Here is a 24,823-nt window from a genome sequence, read left to right as displayed (position 1 = left end):
ATTTTTCACTCCTAATCTATAATCTATCCATCATTAAATCTAAAAGTTTTTCCTGCTCTTGATCAGTGGTATTTCGAATAAAATGTTGTCCCTTTACTCTTCCTTTTCCATTTGCTTTCTTATGGCCATGTTCTACCATATACCAATAAAATAAATCAGATTCAAATTGCACGGAGACATAATCTTCTTTAACTACAACCTTTAAGCTATCTCTTAAATGCTTTTTATTTTTTGTAGTCATAGGAATTTTTTCGTCCAGTTTGCTCACAAAATATTCAGCAGCCTTTTCGAGATTCGTCTTACTTACTGTTTGGTTCGTTCGAACAATAGTATTTATATCTTCTAATGCTTGTGCAAATCCATTGTTATTAGCTGCCATAATTAATTCACACACCTAACATTGGTGATAAATTGAGTAATTGTATCGTCATTTTCATCATAGGGAATGCCAGTGAACATGGAGTATTCCACTCTATTATCATTGAACACCTTTTTTAAAGGCTCATAATCCCTCTCTGTTCCATTTGTGATAATTGAGATCTGATATAAGGGCATAGACTTTAAAACTTTATTCGAAGCCCTTCTGTGCGTCTCATTGACATATTCGTAAACGATATAGGGATAGGTTGCAGTAGTAGGAGCATCATCACGATACACAGGCAAACCAGATTGTTTCATAATGTCTCTTAATTCTTGGAAATTAATCTGCATAAGACAATGACACCTCCATCACTCTATCCTGTTCTCGTACATAAATTCTTTCAATGTTGTAGGTTCTTTCTGCAACCTTCACACGATAATTTTTTTGGTTATTTTCCACAGAACGATCTAAACGAGTTTCAATCTTTTTAACAATCTCATTCGTATCACGATCTGCAAAAATCTTGTCTGTAGAAGTAACCCCTAAGTTGTTATACCGTATATCCCTTACTTTTACGTAGTCCAAAATAGGACGGTCCGTGTCTGGATCAATTGTTTCACTAAGGAGCATTAATTCAGCTGTCCACTTAAGATTGTTCGTCTGTCTCTTCGGCATCTGCATACACCTCCTGGACAAAGAAAGGAGTTAACGCATTTAAGGCTTCTTCGAGTTCCTTTTCAGACACCCGATATTCGTACATAATGCCAGCAACCATTATTACCAGGTATTCAACTTCCTTACCTGTAGCAGTAATAACATATTTTTTTGCTGATTCTAGATAAAAAGAGAGCATAGAATCATCCATGCCCTCTTCCCAATGTAAATGTGATTTTAATTTGGTGGTTAACTCTTCATTCATAAGCCATTACCCAGCAGCTGGTGGTGTTTCTTCTAATACATACTTGTAAACTGGAATCTCAAATGGAGAATAAATTAATTGGGCGTCTAACAAGTTCCAGATACGGAATCCTACACGGTTAGTTCTAGAGAATAACTCTACTAATTTTTGTACCTCTAAAGATCCGATTACATCTTGAATATAAAACTTAGAGAAATCTCCAAAGTAGAATACTGGTGTATCCGGAGCATCAGCAATATCAATTGCGTCCTCTTCTTCAACTGGGAATCCTAATAAAGTATATCCAATTCCACCTTCTGCTTGATTAAACGGACGAAGCAATGGGAAACCATCAGCAGTTTTCATTGTTTCAATTTTAGTTAATGCAGCAGTGTTTAAGATCCATCTAGCTTTTTTACGAACTTCTTTTATTGGAGTATTTTTCATTTTAACTAACGCATCATATAAATTTGTTTCATCAGTTGTAAATTCAACAGCCTTTTTAGCTAATGCACCATCATTGATGTTGTTTGCTTCATCTCCATTAACCATATACTGAATTTCTTTACGCACATACGCTTTTTTCAATTCGTCCATAACAATTTTTTCGATTGGAAGACCTGTACGAGCAAGTAGCTTTTTAGTAACAGTAGCTAGTGCATCAAATTCAGTTGGAGATAATTCGATTTCATCAAATTCGATATCTGTTTCAGGCATTTCGTTAGTGATTCGCTCGTCTTTATGTCCTTGCGCTTCTGCTTTCTTAACAAGTACTGGCCATTTAATATTCTCTTTTGTAGATACACTAGTACCTAAGCGACGTAAAAAGTTTTCTTCTTGAGCATATGTGATAATTTCTTTGCTTAAGAAATCTGGAACAGTTACTGATCCATTACCAGTAATTAATCCCAGTGCGCGAGCTTCCATCTCGTCAATATTACCAACAATAAAATTAGCAAATGCAGAGCGAATTTCTTTTTCCTTTTTCTTAGTTGACTTAGCAGCACGAGTAGACAATGCCTTTCCAATTTGAGTCATTGCAGCTGATCGTTGCTCTGGGGAAACAAAAGAACGTTGTTCAGAATCTTTTTCCTCATCACCTTGTTTTTCTTTCCCATCACCTTCTTCTCCATCTCTAGATTCTTCGGAATCTTCTTGGCCTTCTTCGTCTTCGCTCTCTTGTCCCTCTTGTCCATCACCAATAGCTGCTAAAGCATCTGCAATGGCTTGAGCCTCTTCCGCTAGTTCTGTAACTTCTTGTTGTACAGCTTCTAAGTCTTCCTCACGTACTTGATTCTTTTCTAGTTTAGTCCGTAATTCTGTAAGGCGCTTTTTATTTCTCTTTTGCATTGCTCGTAATTGTTTTTTATTCATTTTCCAAAACTCCCTTTATTTGTTTTATTAATTTTAAACGTGTCTCTGCTTGTTCATAGGCTTCTTTACTCCTAACTAAAGAAACCTCCGTATCATCGTACGCAGGAATAGAGACAACAGATATTTCGTATAAGTCCACTTCATTTATGGTTCTCTGCATAGGCTCTGCATCATAATCCCAAGTCTCATTAGTTGGGATAAATCCGAATGAGCATTGACTAATGTCACCACGCTTCAAACTTTCGACTAAATCTCTAGCAAGAGTAGTATTAGGTAATTCGATTTCGAATTTAAGACCTCGTTCATCTTCTTCTAATTTCAAAGTACCGCTTTTAGTCCTACCTAGAACATTGTCCCAATTATGATTAAACAAGGCTCTGATATCTCCATTTTCCGTTATTGTTCTTGCGAATGCGCCAGGAGATATTGTTTCCTCAAACCATTCACCTATAGTTGTTTTTGAATTAAAGACGGCTGCATAACCACTAATCACTCTAGGTTCATTTTCAATCCCATCTCTAGTTTGAAGATTGGTGATGTTAAGTGTCCTCATTTCCTTCTTCTTGCCCATTTCCATCACCCCCCTTCAAGGAATCGTCAGTGGCTTTCTTATCTCCAATTTTCGATAGATCATTAGAGATATAGATTGCTTGTGTTTCAGGTGTATTTTGTTTAGGGAACCCAAGCATTTCCGCAACATTATCTGGTGAAGTAATACCAGTACGAACAATGTTATAACCAATATTTGTTTTCGTGCTGTAGCTAACAAAATCAAGAATATTAATTTTTAGTTTGATTCTAAACTTAGAATCTCGGCCAAAAAAAAGAAGACTCAAATGGTCCTCAAAGTTTCTGATTATTGGTTTAACAGCTTTGTTGTGGAGATACATCATAGCTTTTTCTAGGTCTGACTTTATTAACGCTGTGTAAGTATCCACATTTATGCCCAGAAACTTACCTAAATCCTTCTTGTAGACATTAAGAAACGCTAGTGTCTTTTGGTCATCTATAGGGCTTTCAAGTGTTTCTATCTTGTATCCTTTTCCTAAAGGAATCATTTTTACAGAACGAGACTCGTCTATCTTTTCTAATTGATCCAATATCTTTTTAATTAACCTTGATTGTGCGCCATTCTGTGGATTGATATGAGCGTCTAATTGTAAAAGGAATGCTAACAGTCCACCTTTCTTATATTTGTCTGTTAGGACCTTTTCTGCACTCATTACACCTTCTAAAGTATTCTTACCAAGTTGCATCAACCCTGCTCCTTGTAAATGGTTAGTTCCAATATTCTTGATATGCCTGATCATAGAGCAAGGAATTTCTTCTCCGTTTATTTTGTAATGCTCTATGAGCCTATCATCCAATTCCGGATAAACATTAGTAGCAAGATGTAACCTATCGCCATCTAACACTGGGAAAACTTCACCCTGAAGCAAATAAATATTTGTCATAAGCTTCTTAAACTCTGAACCTGTTAAATAGTTATTAGGATTTCTTAATGTTTTTAACGCCCAATGATTTTTAACTTCATTGCCATGTTCATCCTCAACTATATAATCAGCCAACATTATCTGATTACTGATATCCTGCATAAGTTCGTAAACATCACTAGATTCTAAAATATTTTCATCATTTACATACCTTCCGCCATAACGGATGGCATTATTATAAATATCTACGATCGCTCCTCGCTTTTCTGCTTGCTTATATAAATAATTGGATACCCTATCTCTTATTCTCAATATCTCATCGCCTTCCAATAAAAAAAAGCATGTAAAAGAACATGCTAATCATCATACTTGCTATATTGTAGTTGCAATTGAAAATAATAATTATCAATCCATTCCTTGTGAGAATTAATCCCAGATTGGTAAATTTTGAGGATTTTATTATAAAGATTATGACTCTCCAAGTATATTTGTAACTCATTATCATCTATTTCTCCATTAGCCCTTTTCCATTCAGCCTTCAAATAGATTCTCAAGAAGTCTCTTAATACAATAACTGAATCTTCTAAATCAAGTATTTGCCCCACATCATACCATTCTCCAAATTTATCTAGTTTGTGAGTAATTAGATGTACAATATACTCTATAAATGTATTATTCCCACTTGAGTCGGGACCGAAATATAATACTAATAATGTGCCACTTTTTTCTATGTCGCTTTTATATTGTGTAATACTCTCGTCACTTTGTATCCTTTTACTCAAAAGAATATGGTTGTCTTCAGTTAATTCTCCATTTGCTTTTAACAATTTTATATAATTCATTAAGATATAACATGATGAAATAAACTCTACACTTTGCTTCCTCACTTCTTGAATCCATTCGATTCTTGCTTTAGATACTACATTCCCTTTAAAGTTCTCCTTATTTTGTTCTTTTTGTTGTATCAATGACTTTTTATTATGTTTATGATTCATAATAATACTGATTAGAACTCCTATAAACGACAATACTCCTACTGTTATAGCAGATATTGCCATAACACTACCGTTAATATTAATAAATTCTTCAAAACTCACTTTAGACACCCCTTTACTAAATCATAGCAAAAACATGTGGTTTGTTTAATAACTTTTACCGATAAATTTCATCTAAGTAATCATTAAAGGATTCATCTAAGATTTGTCCTTCCATCATGTTCAATGTTTCTTTATGACCAATAAGCATAGCAACAAATCCATCTATATGCTCTGGTGATTTTCTTTTTGATGGAGCTTTTAAGTTGTTTATATTGGTTACTACTTTTGAATTCTCTGTACAAAAAATAAGCAAAGGATTATCAGTGAATACACGATCTTGAAGCAACAGCATTTCAAAATCATCAAAAGGCTCATTCATGTGTGTTGGATATTGGGGAACTTCAGCAACAGTTACACCTAACATATCCCACTTATCAACAAGTTTTGCTGCCAAAGCAGGATCGTAATTTATTTGGACTAAATTAAAATTTTCAAAAACCCATTCCACATATTCATTTACCATATCTTCATCAATTGTTTTACCTGGACAAATAGTGACGAATCCTTTATCTGCTAAGGCTCTATATGGAACATTTCTTTTCTGCTCTTTTTCTTCAATACCAAACTCTGGAACAAAGTACATTTGCTTCACTTTAAGAATGGATATACCTTCATCATTAAAAGTTGGAATTTGGATTGATACACAGGTTAAATCCGTTCTTCTTGATAAGTCTACTCCTATTACACACGTTTCTCCCTTTACGTCCCCAAGATCATCCACCAACATTTTTTCTAGCTGGTCCTTATCAAAATATGTTTCTGCGTAGTTAACAAATACGTCTAAGTGTTTAGATAAAAACTCTGCCTTATTAAAGCTATTTTGCTTTGCTTCTTTGAAGGCATTTTCTAAAAACTCCATATTTACAGATACACCCATGTTTGGGTTAACCATCTGCCATACTTCTCTGTCTTCCCAGTCGTATTTTTTATTAGGTTCATAGATTAAAGCAAACCAAGAATCATCATTATCCTTCTTGATCACTTCTTTTGCATATGCATAAATTTGAGAGCCTAACGATCCACTTTGTTTTCCAGCTGTTGAAGTAATAATATTTAGTGGTTCATCTTGTGCAATCTGGGCAGAACGTAAGTTGTCATATTGTTCCCTATCCATTTGAGCATGGACTTCATCAAAATAGTTGATGTACGGGTTTTTACCTTCATTTCCCGCATTATCTTTAGTTAAGATTTTCAAAGTATTAGCGAATTTAATACCATCTTCCACAAATGTATATTTAACGGAACGGACAGTATCCTCTTTTCCTTTGTAAATCCTTGTGCCTGGTCTTAAGTCAGGACTGTTTTCAATTGTCAAAGCAATTGGAATGGCAGCATTTTGGCATTGTTCGAAAGTATTTGCTGAGATATAACAATCAGCACCCTTCACCCCTTCGCCATACATACCATAAATAACAGGAGAACCACCCATTATGGTTTTCCCATTCTTTTTTGGAACTTGTAAATAAGCAGTACGAATAACCCGCACCGCTTTTCCATCTGCATTATATTTTTGCCAACCATAAATATTGGAGAAATAAAATTTCTGCCATAACTCTAATATTAAAGGCAGCCCTGCCCACTTACCTTTCGCATGTTTCAAGAAGGTTTCTGTAAAATAGAGCATTGCATTTGCTTTTTCTAAATCAAACCAAATATCTTTACGTTTTTTCCACTTCTTATATCGTTTAATTGCAAGCTTGACTGTATCGGGGATTAGTTTAGGATTCTTTTCGGCATATTCAACGAACAGATCAGCATAATTAGTTTCAAAATCAATCATCTGTTCATTCTCTGCCTAAATTGTACGAGTTTACTATTTTCATTAGTATCCTCTTTGGGTTCTTTTTTCTTTTCTTCTTCCTCTTTAGCAAGAAGAACACCACTTTTCTTAATTAAATCCTTATTTTTCCCATCAAGTCCAAGCTGTCCAAGATATTTGGCCATCTCTTTACGAAGTTTCTCACTTCTCTGTTCCAAGTAATCTTCATACGCATCCAAGTAAACTTCAATTAACAATTCGAGTGCTGGTGAATAGGTTCCAGCTTCTACTAAAGCATCAATAACTTGTTTTTTTCTTACAGAACGTAAATCGCTATTTCCCTTTTTAGGTTTCGTAGTACTACGTTTCTTTTTTGTAGTACTACATTCTGCATTTTGGAATATGTCTTTCCACTTATCACGACTTTTCCAAGCAGAGATAGTTTTCTCTAAAACTCCTAATTTTTCTGCAATGGCACGATTTGTAATATATCCATTATGTTCTTTAAACAACTCTAATGCTTTATCTCGATTTGGGTCTCTTTTCCTTGGCAACCTATCCACCTCCCTCTTTTGTAGTATCAAAAATTCAAAAATTTTCATTTTGAGGTGCACGGAAAGGGCCTCACTCCCTATCCTCCATAAAATGGCTATGGCTGATTTTTGATAGGGGGGCTATAGATTCCAATTAAACTGGTTCTTCTTTGGAAAATACTTTTGCATCGTTTCTTCTTCAACGATAGGATGACACTTGTTGCATAACAAAGTAACATTGTCCTCATTAAGCTTAAGAGATGGATTGATTTGTATTGGAACTATATGATGAGCATGAGCTCTCTTACCAAATACAAACTTCCCACATCGTTGACAGCAACCACCATCTCGTTGATAAACGTGAGCCTTAAGGTCCTTCCATGCTTGTGTATTGTAAAAGGATTTATTCTTAGAATACACTGGCTTATCTTTCTTCTTACGCTTATGGTCATGGCAATAACGGCCAGAAGCTATTAATGTCTTACAGCCTTGCTCTCCACAGTATTTCATTTATCATCATTAGCAGCTAGAACTTCCTCAATATGCTTACGAATAGTATCTTCTTTCTTTATGTTTCCTGGTACATCGATATTGGCTTGTTTAGCAAAAGAAAGAAGCTGTTCTGCATTCATATCTTCCAAATTCATATCTGGTTGATTATCTACTACTTTTCCATCAATTACAGTTTTATCTTCTCCTTTTGCTAGATCCACACCATATATCATAGACTTTGGGTTCTTAGTTACTTCAAAAGAAGGTTTCTGTCCTTTAGGAACAAATAAAGACTTCTTATTTTTTGCATCCCAATATTCTGTACCTGCAGCAGTTTTTCTTGTTTCAACTATCACGTTTTACTCTTCCTTCCGTTTTTGAATAAATTAATATGCCCAAGAATTTAACCTTAGTTTTATAGATTCCATTCCATCTATCATTTTCAACTATTACTGAGATCATTTTGTTTTCTCCTAATCTATAATCTTTAAAAACAAAAAAGCCTTGCATATGACAATTTGCAAGGTATTTATTCTTTATCATTCTTTATCATTCTTGTTTATATGTACTCGCTGTATACTCGCTGTTACTTTCGCGTTACTTTCGCGTTACATAGAACAAAAATGCGAACATGATAAAGGTTGATATATTAAGGTTTTTTAGCCTTTATTAGGTGTTACCATACAGAACACGTTTAGAATTAGTGTAATGTACAAAAAATAGCACTTTATTTTAGTAAAGCAAACTATATCCAATCCTTCTATCCAAGAACTAAATTCATTAAAATAGTCGCAATTATAAACCCTAATAAGAACACCATAAGTTCTTTCCACGACATAATGAACAATCACCACTTCCATAAATAACAAGACTTCCTTAATCACCCCAGAGGAATAGCCAAGGATTAATAAAGTCAATGGTCATTGAAGCACCGTCCACAACAAAGGAGTTTCACCTTTATTCATCCCGTAGCTATCGTGCGCAATACTGCTAGACTCCAGTTGCTCCCCTGTTAAACCAGCTACAACCTTCTTAGTCATTCGATACACTCGAGTACGTCTTGATAAGGGAAAGGCGCTTCTCCCATCAACTAAATAACTAGCTGATAAGAAAATGTTACCTTTTTAGGAAATAAAAATAGTCCCCTGTTTTGTCCTATGTTTTATCCCTTATTTTGTCGGGTTTTTGTCGGGAAATAAAAAAACAGCACCTAGATAATTCTAAGTGCTGTAGCTATAAGATTGATTGCGTATTTCTTGTGTATGTAGTATTGGTCTTTGGTGAGTCCTAAATCTAAATACACATCAATATCTTTTACTCTGTGATTGTCTAAGTATTTACGTTGGATAATCTCTCTTTCAATTTCATTTAATGCATTCTCTATGGCACGATCAATTTGTTTAACAAACAAGAACTTCTCTTTTTCAATATCATTCAGCATCGGGAATAGTTGGTCTATCCCTTCTGCATCCTGTTCTAATTTATTTTGAAATGCAACTCTATAAGCTTTATATTGTTTCAATAGACGGGCAACTACTCTTCTAATCTCTTTGTCGTCCACATCCGAAAATAAAGACATTTGTTTCAAGACGACTCCCCCTTATGTTATAATAGCTTTGCGGAGCTAGGAGGAATCCTAGTTTTTTTATGTTCAAATTTTATAAATCACTAAATATCTAGTAAAGAAATTGCCTGTATCAGCTACCACAGTATTCATTTTTACATCTACAACTTCTCTTTTCTGCATAAACCTGTTCATATTTATTAAACAGTGTGGATCATATTCATCAAATATTTCAACTTGAATCATTTCCCTTCACCCCTTCTCAACTATTGCTATTCCGTATATTTTCTCCTCACAGTCATCGCAGAAAACAGGATTAATAGGAAGTCCATAGCACCCACATTCTCGGCCACTACAGCAATATTCTTGTTCATAATCATCTAAAACTTCTATATCCCTGTTGCAAGAATCACACTTCCAATCCTTCATTTCTCTCACTCATCCTTTGGAAATTTAACACTATAAATACTAAATTCCTTTAATCTGTTATTCATTTTGACTACAACAACTGGATGAGCTATTACTCCACCAGGATGACCACCAATCATAGGTGAAGGTGTTACTACATTCGAATACTGATAAACTCCTATATATTCAGCTTCAATCCACTCATTTCTATTTAATACAAAACAAGTATTATTCATCTCACCCTTCCTTTCTGCGGATAAGTTTCGTATGTTGTGGTTAAATTAAAGCACTATCTATAATCAAAACTTCATACTCTGCAGCATGGAAATCTTCTAGCACTTGCTTAACTGGAACTAATTTTTTATTTTCCAATGGAGTTTGACTAAATCTAGCTAAAGCATAATCTCTTCCAACCTCATTCATACATACATCTAAAGATCCATCATTATCTGCTACATGTTCGATATATTTTTCCTTTGCCTTCTCTTTACTTTCTGCTTTTAATAATGCGTAATATGGCGAACTAACTTCAAAATATTTCATATAATCTCTCCTTTAATGAATAATAGTTATCTATGTTTTCTCTCCTGGTGCCTATGTCCCAAATACATAACTACGGTAATAAATAACTGACCTAGACAAAAACCGAAGAGAAATTGCATATCAACTATTCAACATCGCTTGTCGTTCGGCATCTTTTAAACGTTTATACTCTCTAAACACCTTAGTCAGCTGTTCTTTCTCCCCATAAACCCAAATGCGCTCATATGGTAAATCCCAATCTTTTAAGGTCTCATAAGAAACTTCTACACCATCACTTACATTCGCCCAAATACGAACTGTAGTTATATCTTCAGGTGGTTTTCCATCAACAAGAAAAGTAGTGTGATTGATATTGCCATTTGAATGGAACAATACTCCTTTATTAAACTTTTCTAATTCCTCCTGTGCTGCAAGTAACATAGCTGCTAATTCTTCTTTTTTATGTTTTTTCATTAGAGTTTCAATTTTCATTACTGCCAGCTCCTTAATATAATGGTTTTAATACTCCCCTTCTCGAAAGAAGAGGAGCAAAGCTATTAATCTAATGAATCCTCATTGCTTGGAGAAGCGAATGGATCTCCGTCCAGTTCATCTTCTGTTTTTTCAACATCATCTAAAGAAAGTTGGTCTGGGCTGATATTAGCTGTTCCATCTTTATCAACTGAATAAGGAATGCCCTCGTGCTCGTCCTCAAAATCATCTGTACTCATTTGAGTTTCAACGATATGCAGCGTTACATCTGCCCCTGCTTTTTTATAGAAATTAAATGTATTTTCAGCAGAAGAATCGCCTTTTACGATAAAATCTAAAGTTGTTTTCTTACTGTCCTTCGTTATCTTGTTAAATTCACATTTAAGCTTATGTTCTATCCCTTCAATTTCTAAAAGAACCATTTCACGAGTTAACTTGTTTAGTTCCTGCTTTTTCTCGTCTTCACCTTTGACATAAAACTGTACTAACTCCTTCTTACTATCCTTTGTCTGCTTGTTAAAATGTGCTTTAACTGTTACTTGCATGCTTCTTCTCTCCCTTTTCAAATATCATTAAAATTCCTAATCCATAACCATATTCTTTTATTTCACTAGCCTGTTCCCAACCACGTTTCTCATGATCTTCAATTAACTTAATTAGGTTAGGTCTATTTATTGCATATACAATTTTCTTTAATTGCGGTTGGTAATAATCTTTCCAACTTCCCATTTTAATTAGCCTGCTTCAAGATGGTATCAATAACTTGTGATTGATAGTTCAGCAGCTGAATGGAGTCCGTTTCTTGGACTGCAAAATGACTTAAAGCAATTTGTGCAAGAACATAAGCATCGATTACGTTGTCACTTCTATGCGAGTAGTTAAAATGGTCTATTACTGCATCCTTTACTGCTTTCTTCTTTTCAAGACCAGATAATCTTTTCTTATTACCTTTTTCTCCTGTCCATCCAGTAACACCTATATATTTTTTTAAAGCATTAGGTGCGACTTCAATATAAGACAGCTTTCTTGCATCTAAAGCCATCCGAATCCCCCAACCAATGCCACCATTTTGTATAGCTTGTTGTGAAGCGAATCCGAATCCTTCAATCGCTATTACATCATCTTTTTGAATATGTTCCATTACATCTATAATCATAGTTCTCATTCGCTTAGGATCTACTTTTCCTATTCCAGTAATCTCTTTTTCTTTTAAAACATGACCATGTTCATCGATTGCAACAAAACCTGTTCTAGTAGATGGATCTATTCCTACGAATCTCATAACTTCACCTTCTTAATTTAATGGACCATTTTTTTTATTCATCAATTGAATCTGGGATATTATTTGATTAATGTCAAACCCTAGATTACTTTTAACGATAATACGATTCATTCTATTTACTACTTGATAAAATTCTTCTTCATTCCAATTTAAAACAGCAGAAACAACATATATCAAACTCACTCTTTCCTTCACGTTGTTAACCTTTCTAGATTGAGCATACTTAACTAATACATCCTTTAACTCGGTTAATTCTGCTGATAATTCTTTTCCATCCAATAATGTTTCTAAATCTTTATCAGTTTGTGTTTCAGCCATCTTTGATTCCTCCTATTCCTTACTAGGTAATTCCGTAAAGTGCTGCTTCCATCCCTGAAATAGCAGTCTGAAATCATTTAAGCCTGTATCTCGCCCTTTGGCTATCGTCTGCTGGATTACCTTTCCACCCATTTCCGTATCATTCGGATCATGCCATAAAAATTCAACTACATCTGCATCTTGTTCAATGGAACCACTCTCTTTTAAATGTGATAGCTGCGGCTTTAATGCTTTTTCAAAGTCTCTGGACATCTGAGACAACATATAAAAGCAGCATCCCATTTCTCTAGCTATTTGCTTAGCAGCTCCTGTTACTTTACCGATTGCTTGTGATCTAGTTTCACTTTTACGTTGCGGAATGTTCATAATCTGTAAATAATCCACAGCAATTAGCGCTATTTTTCCATATTTCTTTTTGAACTGCCTTGCTATTGACCTAACTTCATCGATAGTTATATATGGCTTGTCTTGTATGAAAATGGGAAGAAACTCAAAACCTTCATACGCATTTTTTAAAGTATCTAAATCTTTTTCGCTTAAAGTTTTTGCTTTGATCCGTTGAAATGGAATACCAGTTATAGAGGACATCATCCTATCTTTAAGTTCGTCTTCATCCATTTCTTGAGAAAATATGAGGACCACACCTTTATGTTGTTTAGCAGCTCCATAACACGTTTGCAGCATCTTAGCTGTTTTACCTACTGATGGTCTGCCAGCACTCACATATAACCAACCTCGCCATAATCCCTTCGCCCAATTATCAAAGAACTTGAACTCTGTTTTTATGTAATCAGCCTGGGTGGATAAATGATTGAAATAGTCATCTCTACTTTCAGAAAAACTTCTCATTTTAACGTTATCTTGCGGTCTCATATCACTGACTAATTCTTCAATAGTTGAAAAATATTCTTCGTCCGTTTCGTAATCACTTCTGGACATTCCCTTGATGATCTCGCCCATGTTCTTTGTTCTGCGCTCTAATGCCTTAGAACGAATAATTCTTGCATAATACTCTGCACTAGCTGTAGAAGGACAGGCGGCTGTTAAATCCATGAGATAAGACACACCGCCCATATTTTCTATTTGTCCAAATTTCATATAAGTTTCTGTAACTGTTACAAAATCTACAGGTACGCTTCTTTTTTCTAGATATCTCATAACTTTATAAATTTGTTGATGTCTTTCAGAAGAAAAATCTCTGACTTCTAGAAAAGTAATTTCATCCAAAACATTTGAATCAATGAGAATGGCCCCTAATACAGATTGCTCGACTGATAAATCCGTTACTTCTTGTTCAGCTGCTCCAATCGAATGCATCTGGATCACCCCCTGCTTCTACAAATTTAGTGAATGCTATATCCTTATCCCTAAAATCTTTCTTCTGTAGATTATTCTGTGAAAAAGAAGATTGTTTTTCGTTATATTGAATAGCAAGTTTGGCAAATTGCTCTCTGAATTTTTTTGCTGATAAAACATTCTTCCTCCAAAATTTATCAGTAACAACCCAATCCATTATTTCTTTAGCTAAGTGCTTATCAACTTTATTTAACTCAATCAATTTCCTAAACTCGTCTGCCCATTTTTGCATATCTGCTTTATTTACCAAGTGGCTCACTCCTGCTTCTTCTGCCACTTTAGAAACTTTCCCATGAAAGTAAGTTGCCATATTGTAGTAAGGGCTGCCTTCTGGATACTTAACTTTACTATCCTTCTTCTTTGGCTTTTCTTTCGGAATATCTGATGGAGATTTCTTTAAAGATTCCTCCATCTGGTATGTCTCCCAGTTCAAAATGGTGATTAATGTATACTGTCTATTGGCATTACCATTCTCAACTATGATCATGTTGTTTTTAACCATCCACTTTAAAATTCTGTCTACTGTTCTTGGATTAGGTTCCTCCCACAATCCCTTTTCGTAATATCCAACACCACGGGCAATCTTTCGAATAGATGTAAGGTGTTGACCCTTTTTAATGTGTAACTTGGTACCATCATTCATTGGGATTTCAGCATCATTGTGATTGACCTGGTATTTTAACCATTGCCAAACACGGTGATACAGGGGAGGCATTGCCCAAATATCGCTATTAAGTTCTTTCCTGTGGTCCTTGATATACCCCTGCATTCACCTCACCTTCCCATCATTTTTGGTTCAAAAGTTCTTCTTTTATAAATCGAGTAAGTTCCTGGGCAAAATTAAATCTATCTTGCTTTTCGTCACCTATATACTCAGTATTCATCCAAGTATTTATCATTTGGTCCACTTGCTTTACTAATTTTGTTTCACCGTCCAATTTGTATCCATTAGCAATCGCAGATACGTATTTGGTAGGATGTTCTAAAGCAAAATTTTTCAATACCACCGAATCTCCCACTGTTTCACTAGCAAGGTGAATTATCTGCAAAAGCAATAAGTTGATTTCATCTTGATTAACAAGTTTCCCCCATGAATTTTTTACTCCCTCAAATGCGTTATATACATCAAGTGGTAGTTCAACCTTTTCCACTTATATCACCTCAATTTTGTAATGTTCATCTTGTTTGTATCCCTTTTTCATAAGCGCTCTAATGGTGGTCATTTTAGCAAGCGCAGGCATGTTATTTTTGCTTGATAAATGTGTTAAATATATTTGTTCCCCTAATCCCTGAACTAGCTTAGAAAGGGCTGTAGATGTCTGCTCATTAGATAAATGTCCAACATTTGATAGAATCCTAGCTTTTACTCTGTCAGGATAATCGGAAACCTCCACCATGTTAGGTTCATGATTTGATTCGATAATATAAATCTGTGAAAACTCCATCTTTTCAAGAATTAGTTCATCTACATGTCCAGTATCTAAACAGATAGAGCATTTATTATTTTCATAATCCGTTACTGCATATCCAACTGGATCATAAGCATCATGGTGAGTCTTAAAAGATTCAATAAAGAATTTATCTTCAAAATTAATACTCTCTCCTGCTTTAAACGATCTCTTTAAGTCTTCCTCCACGTTTGTTATGGATTTCCATTCATTTTCGGCAGCATAGACAGGTATCTTATATTTGTTAGCTATTGGCAATCCCTGCACATGGTCCTTATGGGCATGTGTGATAAAGATGGCCACAATGCTTGTTGGTGAAATACCAACTTCCAATAACCTTTTTTCAATCTTTGTTTTAGCAATACCAACGTCAACAAGAATAGTAGATTGATTGGAACGAATGGCAATCACATTGCCACTCGAACCACTTGCTATAATGTCTACTTTCATCAGTATCAGTCCAAACTGTCCGCACTAGACTCTTGAGCTTCTTTCAAATCGATATGCATATCCAATAAATCATTTAATCCAGTTAGTTGCGTTAACGTTGGGTTTTTACCAACTAAATCAGGAGCATGCTGTTCGATATATGCAGCAATTGCATCTTTACCAACAATGCCTAGCTTCTTAAATTTAGCGTTCATTTCAGCACGAGCCTTTTCAGTAGGAGTTAGCTTTTTAGGCTCTTCTTGCTTTGGTGTATCAATTACTTCTTGTGTTGGAGTAATATCTTTTCTCTCTCTTTCCTTGTAATCTTCTACTGTCACTCCACCTTTATTTTCTATCTGTTCTTCATCATCAAAGTTCAAATTAAATGCTGCCTTTAATGCTCTTCTAGTCATGTGTTTTTTAAACATGTCATTAAAATAATTGGTCCACATCGTTTTTTGCATTCCAATGTTGGAACGTCTAAAATGTTCTACTTCTTCCACTTCCATAACTACTGTGAATGGCTTGAATCCTGTTTTATAAGCAATAGCATAGCCACCTATCACCTTACCTCGTGGGAATCCCCAAGAATGTTCGTCAATAACAACATAGTAACGACCATCTTCATCTTTCTCCTGGTGCATTTTAAAATCATCATTCTCATGAACAAGCTGAACATCATACCCTTGATAACCTTCTGTTTCCTTTGCCTTACGAACAAAGTAATCAACACCGAATTGGACTGTTAATTGATTCTGTCTTACGGTAGGATAAATTTCGTTCATTACTGGATTCGCACCAGCTGCTTTAGCAATAGACATAAAAAGTTTGAATTGTGATTCGTTGCAATCTTTCCCTATGGTTTCTCGAATAGTTACTACATCTGTTTCCGTTAATTCTCCGAATGCAAATGATTGATATACTGATAGTTGGTTTGCCATTAAAAATTCCTCCTAGGTTTTTCAAGTAATTTAATATCAATCAGATCATCTAAAGCGTTTCTTAAGTTCATTGCTTCTCTTATAGATAATCTAAAATTTGGTGTATCTTCATGAAAAGGAAAACTCATATCAATAAATTCAGAATCAAATTGACCCTTTCTAAATACAATACAGTCGTTTTCTCCATCCACAGAAGGCAACCATCTAGACTGAATTGGTACTGTTTTTATAGGCATTAAATTCCTCCTAGTATCTTGAATTTTTATCAAATTGAACTGTAATAGATGGAGACCATTCTCTATTCAAATTCTCCATAGTGCTATCGATCATCGACTTGGTAAATGCTTCAACGCTTCTTTCACTAGATAATTGTTTTTTCAATTCTGCTTTTAGTGCATCTCTATTTTCTTGAATAATTTCTAAAGCCATTTCTTTGCAAACATCTGTTACTGTGCTATGAACATAGTAATCAATAAGGTTATATTTATTATCACTAGAGTAGTTACTAACTTTTCCGTTTCTATCTACCTTTGTAGTTAACATTGTCTTTATCGCGGTATTTACTAAATCATCTTTAGCCCCAAGTGCTTCTGCTATGCTTGCTTGCACTACATTTTTAACGATTTCACCTATATACTTTTCATCAACCTTTAAATCCAATCCCATAATATTGCTCATTAATTAGTCACTCCTTCTATTTTTAATTTTTGATTAGCTACTACTCGACAAAGTATTAACTGGCCAATAGGTTCCTTAAATTTGGTTATAGATTCAGCATTATCAATAAATACTGGTGTAATCAATTCACTTTGAGCAGATAACACATCTCTAAGTTCTAAGCCAGCTCGAATAGTTTCAGATAGAGACAATTTGCTGTAAGGTTTGCTATCCATTTCAATTTCAAAGTCTGGCTTAATTTCTCCATCTGTCTTATTCTGTTTGAACAATCTAACTGAAAGAGTGGTGAATAAGGCTTGTACTTTTTCGGCCTGTAATTCAGCTTCTTTTGCTTTATAGTCCTTAATGCTATCTAGAATAAAGATGTATTCATTCAGCGTTTCTAAGCACTCTTTTTCTTCTGCCTTTGCTTGTTCTACCTGGTCCACGTAATGCTTGTAAGCTTTATGTTTATCAATCTCTTTTTCTAGTCGTTCTATCTTGGATTGCAATTCGTTAAGTTTTTCTCTTGTTTCAGAAACATCAATGTATTCCAATGTTTTTAGTTCTTCTTCTAGTTTTGTTCGTTGAGCAATAACATCATTAAAAGAAGCTTTAAAGTTATCCATTCTTTGCTGTTTTTCTTCTTCTGCTGCTTTTAAGGAATCATCTTGCAAAGGCTGTTTACACACACGACAATGGTCCTCAATCTTTTCTTCTTTGAGTAGAGCCCAATCATCTTTCATGCTGTCTCTCTCTTTATTAAGATTATGAATTTGAGAATTAAGTACATTGATTCTTCCGTTAACCGTACTGGCAGAATCGTTGATTTCATCTAATTCTTTTCTTTGCCTAAGTAATGGCTTCAATTCTGTTTGCAATGACTCTAACGGAACACTTGGAGCATGATATTCTAATTGCTCTTTTAGAGTTTTTGTTTTACTTTGTGCAGCAATATACTGTTTATCCAGGCGTTTCTTTTTATCTGAATGTGCTGCCTTCACATCATCTATAGATTGCTTTTTTAACAACGGTTCAAGTACTTCTGATTGCTTGTCCAGCATATGCTTTAATACTTCCTTTTTTAATGGAGCAGAGATATATTGCAGAAGCATCGCACGTTGCTTTTCCCAATGCATAGTGAAAAAGAAATTTGGATTATAAAGTGATAAGAACAAATCCTTATCAAATAATTCATTCACAAAGTTATTGAATTTTGTTGCTGCTGTCGGTACTTCATTGACATAGCATTGTGATTTACCTTTTTTTAATACACGTTCTATTAGCACTTGTTTTCCATCTACATCAAGTAATAGTGAAACTTTTGTTTCGTCCGAATCGTAAGTAATCGGAGTAGGATCTAGTTTACTTCCAAAAGTATCTGTGTTATAAAGTAACCATGTGATCGATTGAGGAATGGTTGACTTACCTTCCCCATTGTCCCCAGTGATATCAGTTCTCTCGCCAAAGGAAACCAGGATATCTCTGTGGGATTTGAAATTAATAAGTTTTAGTTCTTTAAATTGAATCTTCATAATGTCCTCCTATAATTTTTGTCCACATTTCCCACAATAAGGTCCGTTATAGTGTTTTCTAGAAAAATTAAATTGTTCTTTAGTAAAGTGCCATTTAACTTTGCAATCCTTACATTTCAATCTTTTATTTGAAGTAAGATGATTTAATAAACGATTCCACATATGCTTCACCACCTTTCAATAGAACATCTTTCGTTCGTCTTTTTTCGCACATTGGCTAAAAAGAGTACCGACTTTAGTCGGTTATATTTCGAATTACTATGTTAATGATTTCTGACTATATTAATTGCTTCTTTAAGGCCCTTTATATGCCCACTATCTTTAACTGCATTGTGTGACTGTCTTTTTTCAGCTTCTTTTACTGCTTTTTTCAACTTAAACAATAGATCTTTTTTTCGCATATTCTTCCTCCTATTGATAGATATAGTTCTCTACTTAGCCCCTTTCTTAGCCTTTAATAATCTTTGCTTTTCTTCTGAATTAAGCTTTAGCCATTCAGCTGGTTTGATTTTCATTACAGCCAACTCCCTTTCAATGGTTTAAATGGTGGAAATTTAACTTCTGGTACGTTAAGAATCATTGGCTCCTTTTTCGGACAAAGGTCTCTATGCAATAATTCAATGGCTCCTATAATTGTTTCTTCACTTACTTTCATATCTTTCGCTAACTTAAGTACGTTTGTTGCAAATTCGAATTTCTGTAATTGTTGGTTCATATTTTTCTCCTTTCACCCTATTGACGTTGCTACCGTCTACTAAGCTATTAATCTCATCATTAACCGTCATTGGCTCGGTTCACAGCGCTTTGTTTAATATAATGTTTCAAGCATCCTTCCTAAAATCCACAGAAATATGACCTAAGGTAAGATTTTTAAGTTTAAATTCTTTTCCGTATTTCCTAGCTAAGGCTCTTTCGAAAATAGGTTTTAACTTCCTAACTTTTTCTTCCGTAAGTATGTCTTTTGATATCCCCATTCCAATCACCTCAATAAAGCCTATGCAGTAGGACGATTAGGACAACTCTACTTTAAGAAGTGGAGTTGTCATTTTCATATCTACTAAAAGTGGAGTTATCATTAAAAAAAATAAAATCATAACTCATATCCAGAATTTCACTTAGTTGTTTTGCTTGCTTTATTGTTGTCTCATCTGGATTCTTTTCTAATCTTCTGTAGGTATCCTTGTTCACTCCAAGCTTTTCAGCTACTTCTTTTTGAGTCAATCCTTTGATTAATCTAGCTTGCTTTAAGCTGAAAATCATCATATTCACCTCGCTTGTTTTCGTCTACAAACACATAATAATCTACTTAAAGTAGAATGTCAACAAACAAAAAAACAAAAAAATCTACTTACAGTTAAAAAACTCTATCTAAAAGTAGAATATTTTCGACATTCTCTTGAAATAATTCTACTTTTAGTATAAGATACTAAGTATAAAATAGGTCGGAGGTCATGAAATTGAGTATTGGTAAAAATATTAAAAGGTTAAGAGAACAACATAATCTTTCACAAGAACAATTAGCTTCTATAGCTGGTGTTTCAGATAAAGCAGTTTCAACTTGGGAAAATGAATTAAAGACTCCAAGAATGGGAACTATCCAAAAAATCGCTGATCATTTCGGAATTTTAAAAAGTGACATTATTGAAGATAAAAAAGATAACGTTACTTCTATAGGTACGTCTTTACCTCATGGTTCTGATTCTGTGAAAATGCCTTTATTAGGATCTATAGCTGCTGGTGTTCCGATTGAAATGATTGAAGTGCAAGAACTCGTTAACGTTCCAAGGGAAGTTGCAGAAACCTATCCAGATGCATTCTTATTAGAAGTTATTGGAGACAGTATGAATAAAGTTGTACCCGAAGGAGCATGGGCTTTAATTGATCCTACAATTGAAGTGAATAACGGGGAAATTGCTGCTGTAGCTGTTAATGGTTATGATGCTACATTAAAAAGAGTTTTTAAACATCAAGACGGTGTTACCCTAGAACCTTTAAGTTACAATCCAGAACATAAAACACAATTCTATGGTGATAAAGATATGGATCATTGTCCTGTTTCAATTAAAGGAAAATTAGTTTGGTACATGGCTCCACTAGATATTAAATTTTAGGAGGGCTTATCATGAAAAGAGCAGTAGATTATGATCGTGTATCAACTTTTGAACAAGCTACTGAAGGTTATAGTATAGCTTCCCAGTCCGAATCTAATAAAAAATTTATCGAATCGCAAAATTGGGAGTTAATTGATCGTTATGTAGATGACGGTTATAGTGCTAAGAACTTAAATAGACCAGAAATGCAACGTTTAATTGAAGATGCACAAGCAAAGAAATTTGATGTTGTCGTATTTTATAAATTAGATAGGCTTGTGCGGTCTGTCAGTGACTTGGATAAACTTTTGAAAATATTTGATGCTAACAATATAGCAATACGTTCCGTTACTGAACCTTTTGACACTACAACAGCAATGGGACGTTTTTTAATTATTTTGGTTGCTGCAATTGCACAATGGGAACGAGAAACTATTTCAGAACGTGTTAGTTTAAATATTTTACAGAAAACTAAGTCGGGAGAATGGAAAGGTGGCACTCCCCCATTTGGCTATAAAATAGTTAACGAAAAACTTGTAGTTAATGATGATGAATCTCCTGTTGTGAAAGAAGTTTTTCAATTAGCAAGAACGTTGGGATTTTATACAATAGCAAAAACCTTAACAAGTAAAGGTTTTGTAACTAGAAATGGTGGAGACTGGCATGTAGACACAGTTAGAGGAATAGCAAACAATCCTATTTACGCTGGCTATTTAACGAATAATACCTCCAGAAAAGAATATAAAAAGCCGCCTCGCGAACAAACTTTATACGAAGGAAATCATCCACGACTAATCTCGCGAGAAGAATTTTGGGAACTACAAGATATTCTTGATAAACGAAGAAGTTTTGGCGGAAAAAGAGAAACCAGCAATTATTATTTTTCATCAATCTTGAAGTGCGGAAGATGCGGTTACTCCATGTCCGGCCATAAATCTAATGGTTATAAAACATATAGGTGTTCGGGAAAAAAAGCAGGTATATCATGCACTAGCCACATTATAAAAGAAGATAACTTAGTTTCTAAAGTTTTAGATTCGTTAGATGAATTAATTGAAAAAGCAAATCTTGATTCAGATATCAATAATGTTTCTAAGCAAAAGATGGAAGAAATCGAAAAAGAATTAAAGTCAGTAAAAAAACTCTTAAAAAAGAAAAAAGCAATGTATGAAAATGACATTATTGATATTGATGAATTAATCTTAGAAACAGAAGCATTGAGAAAAAAAGAGGTTGAACTCACAAAAGAATTAAAACAATACACTAGTTCACAAAAACTAAACAATGAAGATATTTCATATATCATAGAAAATATTCATGATTTATGGCAGCACATAAATGATCATGATCGCAAACAGATGATGTCAACTTTATTTAATACCATTGTTGTAGATACGAAAGATGAATACAAACGTAGTGTAAGTACACACCGTGAAATAATAATTGTTTCTGCAAAATAATAAAATGTCTTTTATGGGTAGCGGAACTTTAGTCCCTTGGGCATTAATCCCTGCTGCTGCAATCTGTAATGTCGATCCATTCGAATTAGCAAGGAGAAATCTTCTTCCAGTCTGTATCGGCTTAGTAGTGACTACTATTTTTGCCATGTTCCTCATCTAACAAAACGATAATCAGTTAAAAATTATTTTTACTGGCAAACCCAAATGATTATACGAAGATGTTAAGATTAGTTCGTATAATTATTTGGGTTTTTAAACTTTTTTAAAAGAAGTTCCATGTAATTTTCTATCACTTCTTTATCCATTAGCTACTTAGTTTTGTTCCTGCTCCTTTTTGTTTATGAAATCGATCATAAAATGTTTCATAAAGACCTACCCATACAAACAGCCAGATCCCTCCTAATAAATAACCGCCAATAACATCTGTTGGATAGTGGGCCTCTAAAACAATTCTGCTTATACCAATTAGCAAAATGACCATAAAAGCAATAGCTGCCAAAATCAGCTTTCCTGCATTCCCTTTTATTTCTTTCGCTAGAATATGTGCAATAAATAGATACAGGAGTAAACCTACCATTGCATGCCCACTAGGAAAACTATAGCTGTCTGTCTCTAATGCTGCAGCAGCTATAGGTCTAGGTCTTGCCACTAAATCTTTCACCCACTTATTCAGTTCATTTCCTAGTCCAACACAAAAGACAAATGCTGCAATTCCTACAAAATCTTTCTTTTTCCACCAAAGAAAAAGAATAAATAGGAAAGCGATAATTCCAATGCCTATTTTATCTGCAATGGATGACATGCCTTCCCAAAAAAGAAGAAAACTAGCTGGAAATAATGTATGTATAAAATGGGCTAGTTCTGTATCAAATGCTAATATTGCTTGTCCATTTACAGCTAGGATTAGCAGGATAAACAATAAGAATGACACGATAATTAATACCCAGGCCATTTTTGATTTTCTAATATCCATAATTCCTCCTAAATGAATTTCATTTTAACCTTATTTTAACAACATCCCTCTTATAAGGATAGGCATAATCTTTACGAAACGTAATAGTTTATTCGCTTTCCACCTCTCTTCTTTATTACTACATGCTATAATAAAAATATTCTAAATAGTCAAACGAGGTGGAAGAGATGTTACAAATTATATGGGAACAACTAGATAACTATTATAATGAAATGGTTAAAATACGGAGATACCTTCATCAATACCCTGAATTATCATTCAAAGAGGTTAAAACAGCTCAATATATCATCTCTTTCTATGAAAAATTAGGAATTCAAGTTACAGGAAACGTCGGAGGTAATGGAGTAGTCGCAAAAATATCAGGGGGGAAACCTGGCAAAACAGTTGCGCTCCGTGCTGATTTTGACGCTCTTCCAATCCATGATGAAAAGAATGTTGCTTATAAGTCAAAGGTTTCAGGTGTCATGCACGCCTGTGGTCATGATGGGCATACTGCAACCTTATTAATACTTGCTAAAGTAATAAATGAGTTTAAAGAAGAATTAGCAGGGAATTTTGTTTTTATTCACCAGCATGCTGAAGAATCAAATCCAGGTGGAGCAAAAGCGATGATTGAAGCAGGCTGCCTGGAAAATGTGGAGGCTATATTTGGCACTCATTTATGGGCTACACTTCCCACAGGGACTATTTCCTATAAAGCAGGACCCATGATGGCAGCAGCAGATGAATTTAAAATTAAAATCCAAGGTCAAGGGGGACATGGAGCACAGCCGCACAAAACGAAGGATTCTCTTGTTACCGCATCTCAACTGGTCCTTAACCTTCAACAAATTGTCAGCAGAAAAGTAAATCCTATCCACCATGCCGTTTTAACAGTAGGCTACCTTGAATCTGGTAATGCTTTTAATGTAATTGCTGACACAGCGATCCTAGGGGGAACAGTCCGGACGTTTGATGAAGAAACGCAATTACTTATCAAGGAAGAGCTGGAGAGAGTAATAAAAGGCACGTGCTATACAGCAAATAGTACGTATGAATATGATTACGATGACGGCTATCCAGCAGTCGTTAATCATCCTGAGGAAACCTCCCTTTTAGCTCATTGTGCGGAAAAAGTTCCGGGAGTGATCGTCCTAGAAGGAGAACCGGAATTAACTGGCGAGGACTTCTCTTATTATCTGCAGCATGTAAAAGGTACCTTTTTCTTTACAGGAGCAATGCCCGATACAAATGGTCCGACTTATCCGCACCACCATCCTAAATTTGATATTAATGAAGAAGCTATGCTTATTGCCGCAAAAACATTAGGTTCTACTGCTATTACTTATAATATTTCCTTAAGCCCAGCAAAGGCTAGGACTAACTTAAATTCATAAAATTTATAAAAAAAGGAAGAGATTC

The 24,823-nt window shown here is 34.7% G+C and carries 39 protein-coding genes; 4 read left to right on the top strand and 35 right to left on the bottom strand.

All coding sequences use genetic code 11. The annotated features are described in order from the left end of the window. Nucleotides 1-16: 16 nt before the first annotated feature. From NX902_RS06295 to NX902_RS06130, 34 genes are all read right to left on the bottom strand, one after another. Complete coding sequence (locus NX902_RS06295) at nucleotides 17-379, bottom strand: HK97 gp10 family phage protein (RefSeq protein WP_341160640.1); 363 nt, start codon at nucleotides 377-379, stop codon at nucleotides 17-19. Nucleotides 380-381: 2 nt separating this feature from the next. Next, nucleotides 382-711 (bottom strand): hypothetical protein, encoded by a 330-nt coding sequence (locus tag NX902_RS06290; protein WP_341160639.1) that lies wholly within the window; start codon nucleotides 709-711, stop codon nucleotides 382-384. Then, a complete protein-coding gene (locus tag NX902_RS06285; RefSeq protein WP_341160638.1) occupies nucleotides 701-1,036 on the bottom strand; it encodes a phage head completion protein in 336 nt (111 codons plus the stop codon). The genes NX902_RS06290 and NX902_RS06285 overlap by 11 nt, the downstream gene beginning before the upstream one ends. Beyond that, nucleotides 1,008-1,280: a head-tail connector protein gene (locus NX902_RS06280; RefSeq protein ID WP_341160637.1), complete on the bottom strand. Its 273-nt coding sequence runs from the start codon at nucleotides 1,278-1,280 to the stop codon at nucleotides 1,008-1,010. Before NX902_RS06280 ends, NX902_RS06285 begins: the two co-directional genes overlap by 29 nt. Before the next feature lie 6 nt (nucleotides 1,281-1,286). Further along, on the bottom strand, nucleotides 1,287-2,633 hold the full coding sequence (locus NX902_RS06275; RefSeq protein ID WP_341160636.1) for a phage major capsid protein: 1,347 nt from the start codon (nucleotides 2,631-2,633) through the stop codon (nucleotides 1,287-1,289). Then, on the bottom strand, nucleotides 2,626-3,204 hold the full coding sequence (locus NX902_RS06270; protein WP_341160635.1) for an HK97 family phage prohead protease: 579 nt from the start codon (nucleotides 3,202-3,204) through the stop codon (nucleotides 2,626-2,628). Before NX902_RS06270 ends, NX902_RS06275 begins: the two co-directional genes overlap by 8 nt. Continuing rightward, on the bottom strand, nucleotides 3,173-4,378 hold the full coding sequence (locus NX902_RS06265) for a phage portal protein (RefSeq protein WP_341161073.1): 1,206 nt from the start codon (nucleotides 4,376-4,378) through the stop codon (nucleotides 3,173-3,175). Before NX902_RS06265 ends, NX902_RS06270 begins: the two co-directional genes overlap by 32 nt. A gap of 44 nt (nucleotides 4,379-4,422) precedes the next feature. Continuing rightward, nucleotides 4,423-5,163, bottom strand: coding sequence for a hypothetical protein (locus NX902_RS06260; RefSeq protein WP_341160634.1), 741 nt, complete (start codon nucleotides 5,161-5,163; stop codon nucleotides 4,423-4,425). 55 nt (nucleotides 5,164-5,218) lie between these two features. After that, nucleotides 5,219-6,943 (bottom strand): terminase large subunit, encoded by a 1,725-nt coding sequence (locus NX902_RS06255; protein ID WP_341160633.1) that lies wholly within the window; start codon nucleotides 6,941-6,943, stop codon nucleotides 5,219-5,221. Beyond that, nucleotides 6,940-7,476, bottom strand: coding sequence for a phage terminase small subunit-related protein (locus NX902_RS25810; protein WP_445668887.1), 537 nt, complete (start codon nucleotides 7,474-7,476; stop codon nucleotides 6,940-6,942). The genes NX902_RS06255 and NX902_RS25810 overlap by 4 nt, the downstream gene beginning before the upstream one ends. A 120-nt stretch (nucleotides 7,477-7,596) precedes the next feature. Continuing rightward, on the bottom strand, nucleotides 7,597-7,965 hold the full coding sequence (locus tag NX902_RS06245; protein WP_341160632.1) for an HNH endonuclease: 369 nt from the start codon (nucleotides 7,963-7,965) through the stop codon (nucleotides 7,597-7,599). Then, complete coding sequence (locus tag NX902_RS06240) at nucleotides 7,962-8,303, bottom strand: hypothetical protein (protein ID WP_341160631.1); 342 nt, start codon at nucleotides 8,301-8,303, stop codon at nucleotides 7,962-7,964. Before NX902_RS06240 ends, NX902_RS06245 begins: the two co-directional genes overlap by 4 nt. 854 nt (nucleotides 8,304-9,157) lie before the next feature. Further along, the gene (locus tag NX902_RS06235) at nucleotides 9,158-9,526 is read right to left on the bottom strand and encodes an ArpU family phage packaging/lysis transcriptional regulator (protein WP_224428442.1); all 369 of its coding nucleotides are present in this window, start codon (nucleotides 9,524-9,526) and stop codon (nucleotides 9,158-9,160) included. Nucleotides 9,527-9,598: 72 nt separating this feature from the next. Then, entirely contained in the window at nucleotides 9,599-9,757 is a 159-nt protein-coding gene (locus tag NX902_RS06230; RefSeq protein WP_341160630.1) for a hypothetical protein, read from the bottom strand. 6 nt (nucleotides 9,758-9,763) lie between these two features. Continuing rightward, nucleotides 9,764-9,940, bottom strand: a complete 177-nt coding sequence (locus NX902_RS06225) for a hypothetical protein (protein ID WP_341160629.1) — start codon at nucleotides 9,938-9,940, stop codon at nucleotides 9,764-9,766. Nucleotides 9,941-9,945: 5 nt separating this feature from the next. After that, nucleotides 9,946-10,155: a hypothetical protein gene (locus tag NX902_RS06220; RefSeq protein ID WP_341160628.1), complete on the bottom strand. Its 210-nt coding sequence runs from the start codon at nucleotides 10,153-10,155 to the stop codon at nucleotides 9,946-9,948. Between the two features lie 40 nt (nucleotides 10,156-10,195). Further along, complete coding sequence (locus tag NX902_RS06215) at nucleotides 10,196-10,462, bottom strand: hypothetical protein (protein ID WP_341160627.1); 267 nt, start codon at nucleotides 10,460-10,462, stop codon at nucleotides 10,196-10,198. A 120-nt stretch (nucleotides 10,463-10,582) separates the two neighbouring features. Continuing rightward, on the bottom strand, nucleotides 10,583-10,933 hold the full coding sequence (locus tag NX902_RS06210) for a hypothetical protein (protein WP_341160626.1): 351 nt from the start codon (nucleotides 10,931-10,933) through the stop codon (nucleotides 10,583-10,585). Nucleotides 10,934-10,998: 65 nt separating this feature from the next. Next, nucleotides 10,999-11,478, bottom strand: coding sequence for a hypothetical protein (locus NX902_RS06205; RefSeq protein ID WP_341160625.1), 480 nt, complete (start codon nucleotides 11,476-11,478; stop codon nucleotides 10,999-11,001). After that, on the bottom strand, nucleotides 11,462-11,662 hold the full coding sequence (locus NX902_RS06200; protein WP_047943134.1) for a hypothetical protein: 201 nt from the start codon (nucleotides 11,660-11,662) through the stop codon (nucleotides 11,462-11,464). The genes NX902_RS06205 and NX902_RS06200 overlap by 17 nt, the downstream gene beginning before the upstream one ends. A gap of 1 nt (nucleotide 11,663) precedes the next feature. Beyond that, nucleotides 11,664-12,215 carry a hypothetical protein gene (locus NX902_RS06195; RefSeq protein ID WP_341160624.1) on the bottom strand — a complete coding sequence of 184 codons (552 nt, stop codon included), beginning with the start codon at nucleotides 12,213-12,215 and terminating at the stop codon, nucleotides 11,664-11,666. Between the two features lie 12 nt (nucleotides 12,216-12,227). Beyond that, on the bottom strand, nucleotides 12,228-12,533 hold the full coding sequence (locus tag NX902_RS06190; RefSeq protein ID WP_341160623.1) for a hypothetical protein: 306 nt from the start codon (nucleotides 12,531-12,533) through the stop codon (nucleotides 12,228-12,230). A gap of 12 nt (nucleotides 12,534-12,545) precedes the next feature. Beyond that, nucleotides 12,546-13,850, bottom strand: coding sequence for a replicative DNA helicase (locus tag NX902_RS06185; protein WP_341160622.1), 1,305 nt, complete (start codon nucleotides 13,848-13,850; stop codon nucleotides 12,546-12,548). Then, complete coding sequence (locus tag NX902_RS06180; RefSeq protein ID WP_341160621.1) at nucleotides 13,828-14,658, bottom strand: hypothetical protein; 831 nt, start codon at nucleotides 14,656-14,658, stop codon at nucleotides 13,828-13,830. Before NX902_RS06180 ends, NX902_RS06185 begins: the two co-directional genes overlap by 23 nt. Nucleotides 14,659-14,674: 16 nt before the next feature. After that, nucleotides 14,675-15,040, bottom strand: a complete 366-nt coding sequence (locus NX902_RS06175; RefSeq protein WP_341160620.1) for a hypothetical protein — start codon at nucleotides 15,038-15,040, stop codon at nucleotides 14,675-14,677. Next, complete coding sequence (locus NX902_RS06170; protein ID WP_341160619.1) at nucleotides 15,041-15,787, bottom strand: MBL fold metallo-hydrolase; 747 nt, start codon at nucleotides 15,785-15,787, stop codon at nucleotides 15,041-15,043. A 5-nt stretch (nucleotides 15,788-15,792) separates the two neighbouring features. Further along, nucleotides 15,793-16,707, bottom strand: a complete 915-nt coding sequence (locus NX902_RS06165; protein WP_341160618.1) for a recombinase RecT — start codon at nucleotides 16,705-16,707, stop codon at nucleotides 15,793-15,795. Next, entirely contained in the window at nucleotides 16,707-16,943 is a 237-nt protein-coding gene (locus NX902_RS06160) for a hypothetical protein (protein ID WP_341160617.1), read from the bottom strand. The genes NX902_RS06165 and NX902_RS06160 overlap by 1 nt, the downstream gene beginning before the upstream one ends. Before the next feature lie 10 nt (nucleotides 16,944-16,953). Beyond that, nucleotides 16,954-17,385, bottom strand: coding sequence for a hypothetical protein (locus NX902_RS06155; RefSeq protein WP_061800884.1), 432 nt, complete (start codon nucleotides 17,383-17,385; stop codon nucleotides 16,954-16,956). Then, nucleotides 17,385-18,899, bottom strand: a complete 1,515-nt coding sequence (locus NX902_RS06150; RefSeq protein WP_341160616.1) for an AAA family ATPase — start codon at nucleotides 18,897-18,899, stop codon at nucleotides 17,385-17,387. The genes NX902_RS06155 and NX902_RS06150 overlap by 1 nt, the downstream gene beginning before the upstream one ends. Before the next feature lie 263 nt (nucleotides 18,900-19,162). Next, the gene (locus NX902_RS06145; RefSeq protein ID WP_341160615.1) at nucleotides 19,163-19,300 is read right to left on the bottom strand and encodes a hypothetical protein; all 138 of its coding nucleotides are present in this window, start codon (nucleotides 19,298-19,300) and stop codon (nucleotides 19,163-19,165) included. 113 nt (nucleotides 19,301-19,413) lie between these two features. Beyond that, a complete protein-coding gene (locus NX902_RS06140) occupies nucleotides 19,414-19,614 on the bottom strand; it encodes a hypothetical protein (RefSeq protein WP_341160614.1) in 201 nt (66 codons plus the stop codon). Nucleotides 19,615-19,720: 106 nt separating this feature from the next. Beyond that, nucleotides 19,721-19,873 carry a hypothetical protein gene (locus NX902_RS06135; RefSeq protein WP_341160613.1) on the bottom strand — a complete coding sequence of 51 codons (153 nt, stop codon included), beginning with the start codon at nucleotides 19,871-19,873 and terminating at the stop codon, nucleotides 19,721-19,723. Nucleotides 19,874-19,925: 52 nt separating this feature from the next. Continuing rightward, nucleotides 19,926-20,162 carry a helix-turn-helix transcriptional regulator gene (locus tag NX902_RS06130; protein WP_341161072.1) on the bottom strand — a complete coding sequence of 79 codons (237 nt, stop codon included), beginning with the start codon at nucleotides 20,160-20,162 and terminating at the stop codon, nucleotides 19,926-19,928. Nucleotides 20,163-20,356: 194 nt separating this feature from the next. Between NX902_RS06130 and NX902_RS06125 the strand changes: the two genes are divergently transcribed. Genes NX902_RS06125 through NX902_RS06115 form a run of 3 tightly spaced genes read left to right on the top strand, consistent with a single transcriptional unit; the run spans nucleotide 20,357 to nucleotide 22,609 of the window. After that, the gene (locus NX902_RS06125) at nucleotides 20,357-21,010 is read left to right on the top strand and encodes a LexA family protein (protein ID WP_341160612.1); all 654 of its coding nucleotides are present in this window, start codon (nucleotides 20,357-20,359) and stop codon (nucleotides 21,008-21,010) included. A gap of 11 nt (nucleotides 21,011-21,021) precedes the next feature. After that, on the top strand, nucleotides 21,022-22,449 hold the full coding sequence (locus NX902_RS06120) for a recombinase family protein (protein WP_341160611.1): 1,428 nt from the start codon (nucleotides 21,022-21,024) through the stop codon (nucleotides 22,447-22,449). A 13-nt stretch (nucleotides 22,450-22,462) separates the two neighbouring features. Beyond that, nucleotides 22,463-22,609, top strand: a complete 147-nt coding sequence (locus NX902_RS06115; RefSeq protein ID WP_341161086.1) for a hypothetical protein — start codon at nucleotides 22,463-22,465, stop codon at nucleotides 22,607-22,609. Nucleotides 22,610-22,753: 144 nt separating this feature from the next. On the opposite strand, the gene NX902_RS06110 is transcribed toward NX902_RS06115, so the two are convergent. Continuing rightward, the gene (locus NX902_RS06110; RefSeq protein ID WP_123257217.1) at nucleotides 22,754-23,422 is read right to left on the bottom strand and encodes a phosphatase PAP2 family protein; all 669 of its coding nucleotides are present in this window, start codon (nucleotides 23,420-23,422) and stop codon (nucleotides 22,754-22,756) included. Nucleotides 23,423-23,589: 167 nt separating this feature from the next. Between NX902_RS06110 and NX902_RS06105 the strand changes: the two genes are divergently transcribed. Further along, nucleotides 23,590-24,798, top strand: coding sequence for a M20 family metallopeptidase (locus NX902_RS06105; protein ID WP_095330102.1), 1,209 nt, complete (start codon nucleotides 23,590-23,592; stop codon nucleotides 24,796-24,798). The last annotated feature ends 25 nt before the right edge of the window (nucleotides 24,799-24,823 follow it).

Origin of the sequence: Niallia sp. FSL W8-0954, assembly GCF_038005605.1 — a bacterium.
GTDB classification, from domain to species: Bacteria; Bacillota; Bacilli; order Bacillales; family Cytobacillaceae; genus Niallia; species Niallia circulans_A.
This window is presented reverse-complemented; position numbering and strand designations above follow the sequence as displayed.

Excerpts from the sequence above, each read along its gene's own strand:
- NX902_RS06270 (WP_341160635.1), bottom strand. The coding sequence starts at position 3,204 with ATGGGCAAGAAGAAGGAAATGAGGACACTTAACATCACCAATCTTCAA.
- NX902_RS06275 (WP_341160636.1), bottom strand. The coding sequence starts at position 2,633 with ATGAATAAAAAACAATTACGAGCAATGCAAAAGAGAAATAAAAAGCGC.
- NX902_RS06130 (WP_341161072.1), bottom strand. The coding sequence starts at position 20,162 with ATGATGATTTTCAGCTTAAAGCAAGCTAGATTAATCAAAGGATTGACT.
- NX902_RS06110 (WP_123257217.1), bottom strand. The coding sequence starts at position 23,422 with ATGGATATTAGAAAATCAAAAATGGCCTGGGTATTAATTATCGTGTCA.
- NX902_RS06190 (WP_341160623.1), bottom strand. The coding sequence starts at position 12,533 with ATGGCTGAAACACAAACTGATAAAGATTTAGAAACATTATTGGATGGA.
- NX902_RS06200 (WP_047943134.1), bottom strand. The coding sequence starts at position 11,662 with ATGGGAAGTTGGAAAGATTATTACCAACCGCAATTAAAGAAAATTGTA.
- NX902_RS06140 (WP_341160614.1), bottom strand. The coding sequence starts at position 19,614 with ATGAACCAACAATTACAGAAATTCGAATTTGCAACAAACGTACTTAAG.
- NX902_RS06115 (WP_341161086.1), top strand. The coding sequence starts at position 22,463 with ATGGGTAGCGGAACTTTAGTCCCTTGGGCATTAATCCCTGCTGCTGCA.
- NX902_RS06210 (WP_341160626.1), bottom strand. The coding sequence starts at position 10,933 with ATGAAAATTGAAACTCTAATGAAAAAACATAAAAAAGAAGAATTAGCA.
- NX902_RS06185 (WP_341160622.1), bottom strand. The coding sequence starts at position 13,850 with ATGCATTCGATTGGAGCAGCTGAACAAGAAGTAACGGATTTATCAGTC.
- NX902_RS06225 (WP_341160629.1), bottom strand. The coding sequence starts at position 9,940 with ATGAAGGATTGGAAGTGTGATTCTTGCAACAGGGATATAGAAGTTTTA.
- NX902_RS06215 (WP_341160627.1), bottom strand. The coding sequence starts at position 10,462 with ATGAAATATTTTGAAGTTAGTTCGCCATATTACGCATTATTAAAAGCA.
- NX902_RS06180 (WP_341160621.1), bottom strand. The coding sequence starts at position 14,658 with ATGCAGGGGTATATCAAGGACCACAGGAAAGAACTTAATAGCGATATT.
- NX902_RS06120 (WP_341160611.1), top strand. The coding sequence starts at position 21,022 with ATGAAAAGAGCAGTAGATTATGATCGTGTATCAACTTTTGAACAAGCT.
- NX902_RS06230 (WP_341160630.1), bottom strand. The coding sequence starts at position 9,757 with ATGATTCAAGTTGAAATATTTGATGAATATGATCCACACTGTTTAATA.
- NX902_RS06295 (WP_341160640.1), bottom strand. The coding sequence starts at position 379 with ATGGCAGCTAATAACAATGGATTTGCACAAGCATTAGAAGATATAAAT.
- NX902_RS06135 (WP_341160613.1), bottom strand. The coding sequence starts at position 19,873 with ATGGGGATATCAAAAGACATACTTACGGAAGAAAAAGTTAGGAAGTTA.
- NX902_RS06155 (WP_061800884.1), bottom strand. The coding sequence starts at position 17,385 with ATGAGCAATATTATGGGATTGGATTTAAAGGTTGATGAAAAGTATATA.
- NX902_RS06170 (WP_341160619.1), bottom strand. The coding sequence starts at position 15,787 with ATGAAAGTAGACATTATAGCAAGTGGTTCGAGTGGCAATGTGATTGCC.
- NX902_RS06145 (WP_341160615.1), bottom strand. The coding sequence starts at position 19,300 with ATGCGAAAAAAAGATCTATTGTTTAAGTTGAAAAAAGCAGTAAAAGAA.
- NX902_RS06195 (WP_341160624.1), bottom strand. The coding sequence starts at position 12,215 with ATGAGATTCGTAGGAATAGATCCATCTACTAGAACAGGTTTTGTTGCA.
- NX902_RS06105 (WP_095330102.1), top strand. The coding sequence starts at position 23,590 with ATGTTACAAATTATATGGGAACAACTAGATAACTATTATAATGAAATG.
- NX902_RS06280 (WP_341160637.1), bottom strand. The coding sequence starts at position 1,280 with ATGAATGAAGAGTTAACCACCAAATTAAAATCACATTTACATTGGGAA.
- NX902_RS06235 (WP_224428442.1), bottom strand. The coding sequence starts at position 9,526 with ATGTCTTTATTTTCGGATGTGGACGACAAAGAGATTAGAAGAGTAGTT.
- NX902_RS06285 (WP_341160638.1), bottom strand. The coding sequence starts at position 1,036 with ATGCCGAAGAGACAGACGAACAATCTTAAGTGGACAGCTGAATTAATG.
- NX902_RS06245 (WP_341160632.1), bottom strand. The coding sequence starts at position 7,965 with ATGAAATACTGTGGAGAGCAAGGCTGTAAGACATTAATAGCTTCTGGC.
- NX902_RS06150 (WP_341160616.1), bottom strand. The coding sequence starts at position 18,899 with ATGAAGATTCAATTTAAAGAACTAAAACTTATTAATTTCAAATCCCAC.
- NX902_RS06255 (WP_341160633.1), bottom strand. The coding sequence starts at position 6,943 with ATGATTGATTTTGAAACTAATTATGCTGATCTGTTCGTTGAATATGCC.
- NX902_RS06220 (WP_341160628.1), bottom strand. The coding sequence starts at position 10,155 with ATGAATAATACTTGTTTTGTATTAAATAGAAATGAGTGGATTGAAGCT.
- NX902_RS06160 (WP_341160617.1), bottom strand. The coding sequence starts at position 16,943 with ATGCCTATAAAAACAGTACCAATTCAGTCTAGATGGTTGCCTTCTGTG.
- NX902_RS06205 (WP_341160625.1), bottom strand. The coding sequence starts at position 11,478 with ATGCAAGTAACAGTTAAAGCACATTTTAACAAGCAGACAAAGGATAGT.
- NX902_RS06290 (WP_341160639.1), bottom strand. The coding sequence starts at position 711 with ATGCAGATTAATTTCCAAGAATTAAGAGACATTATGAAACAATCTGGT.
- NX902_RS06165 (WP_341160618.1), bottom strand. The coding sequence starts at position 16,707 with ATGGCAAACCAACTATCAGTATATCAATCATTTGCATTCGGAGAATTA.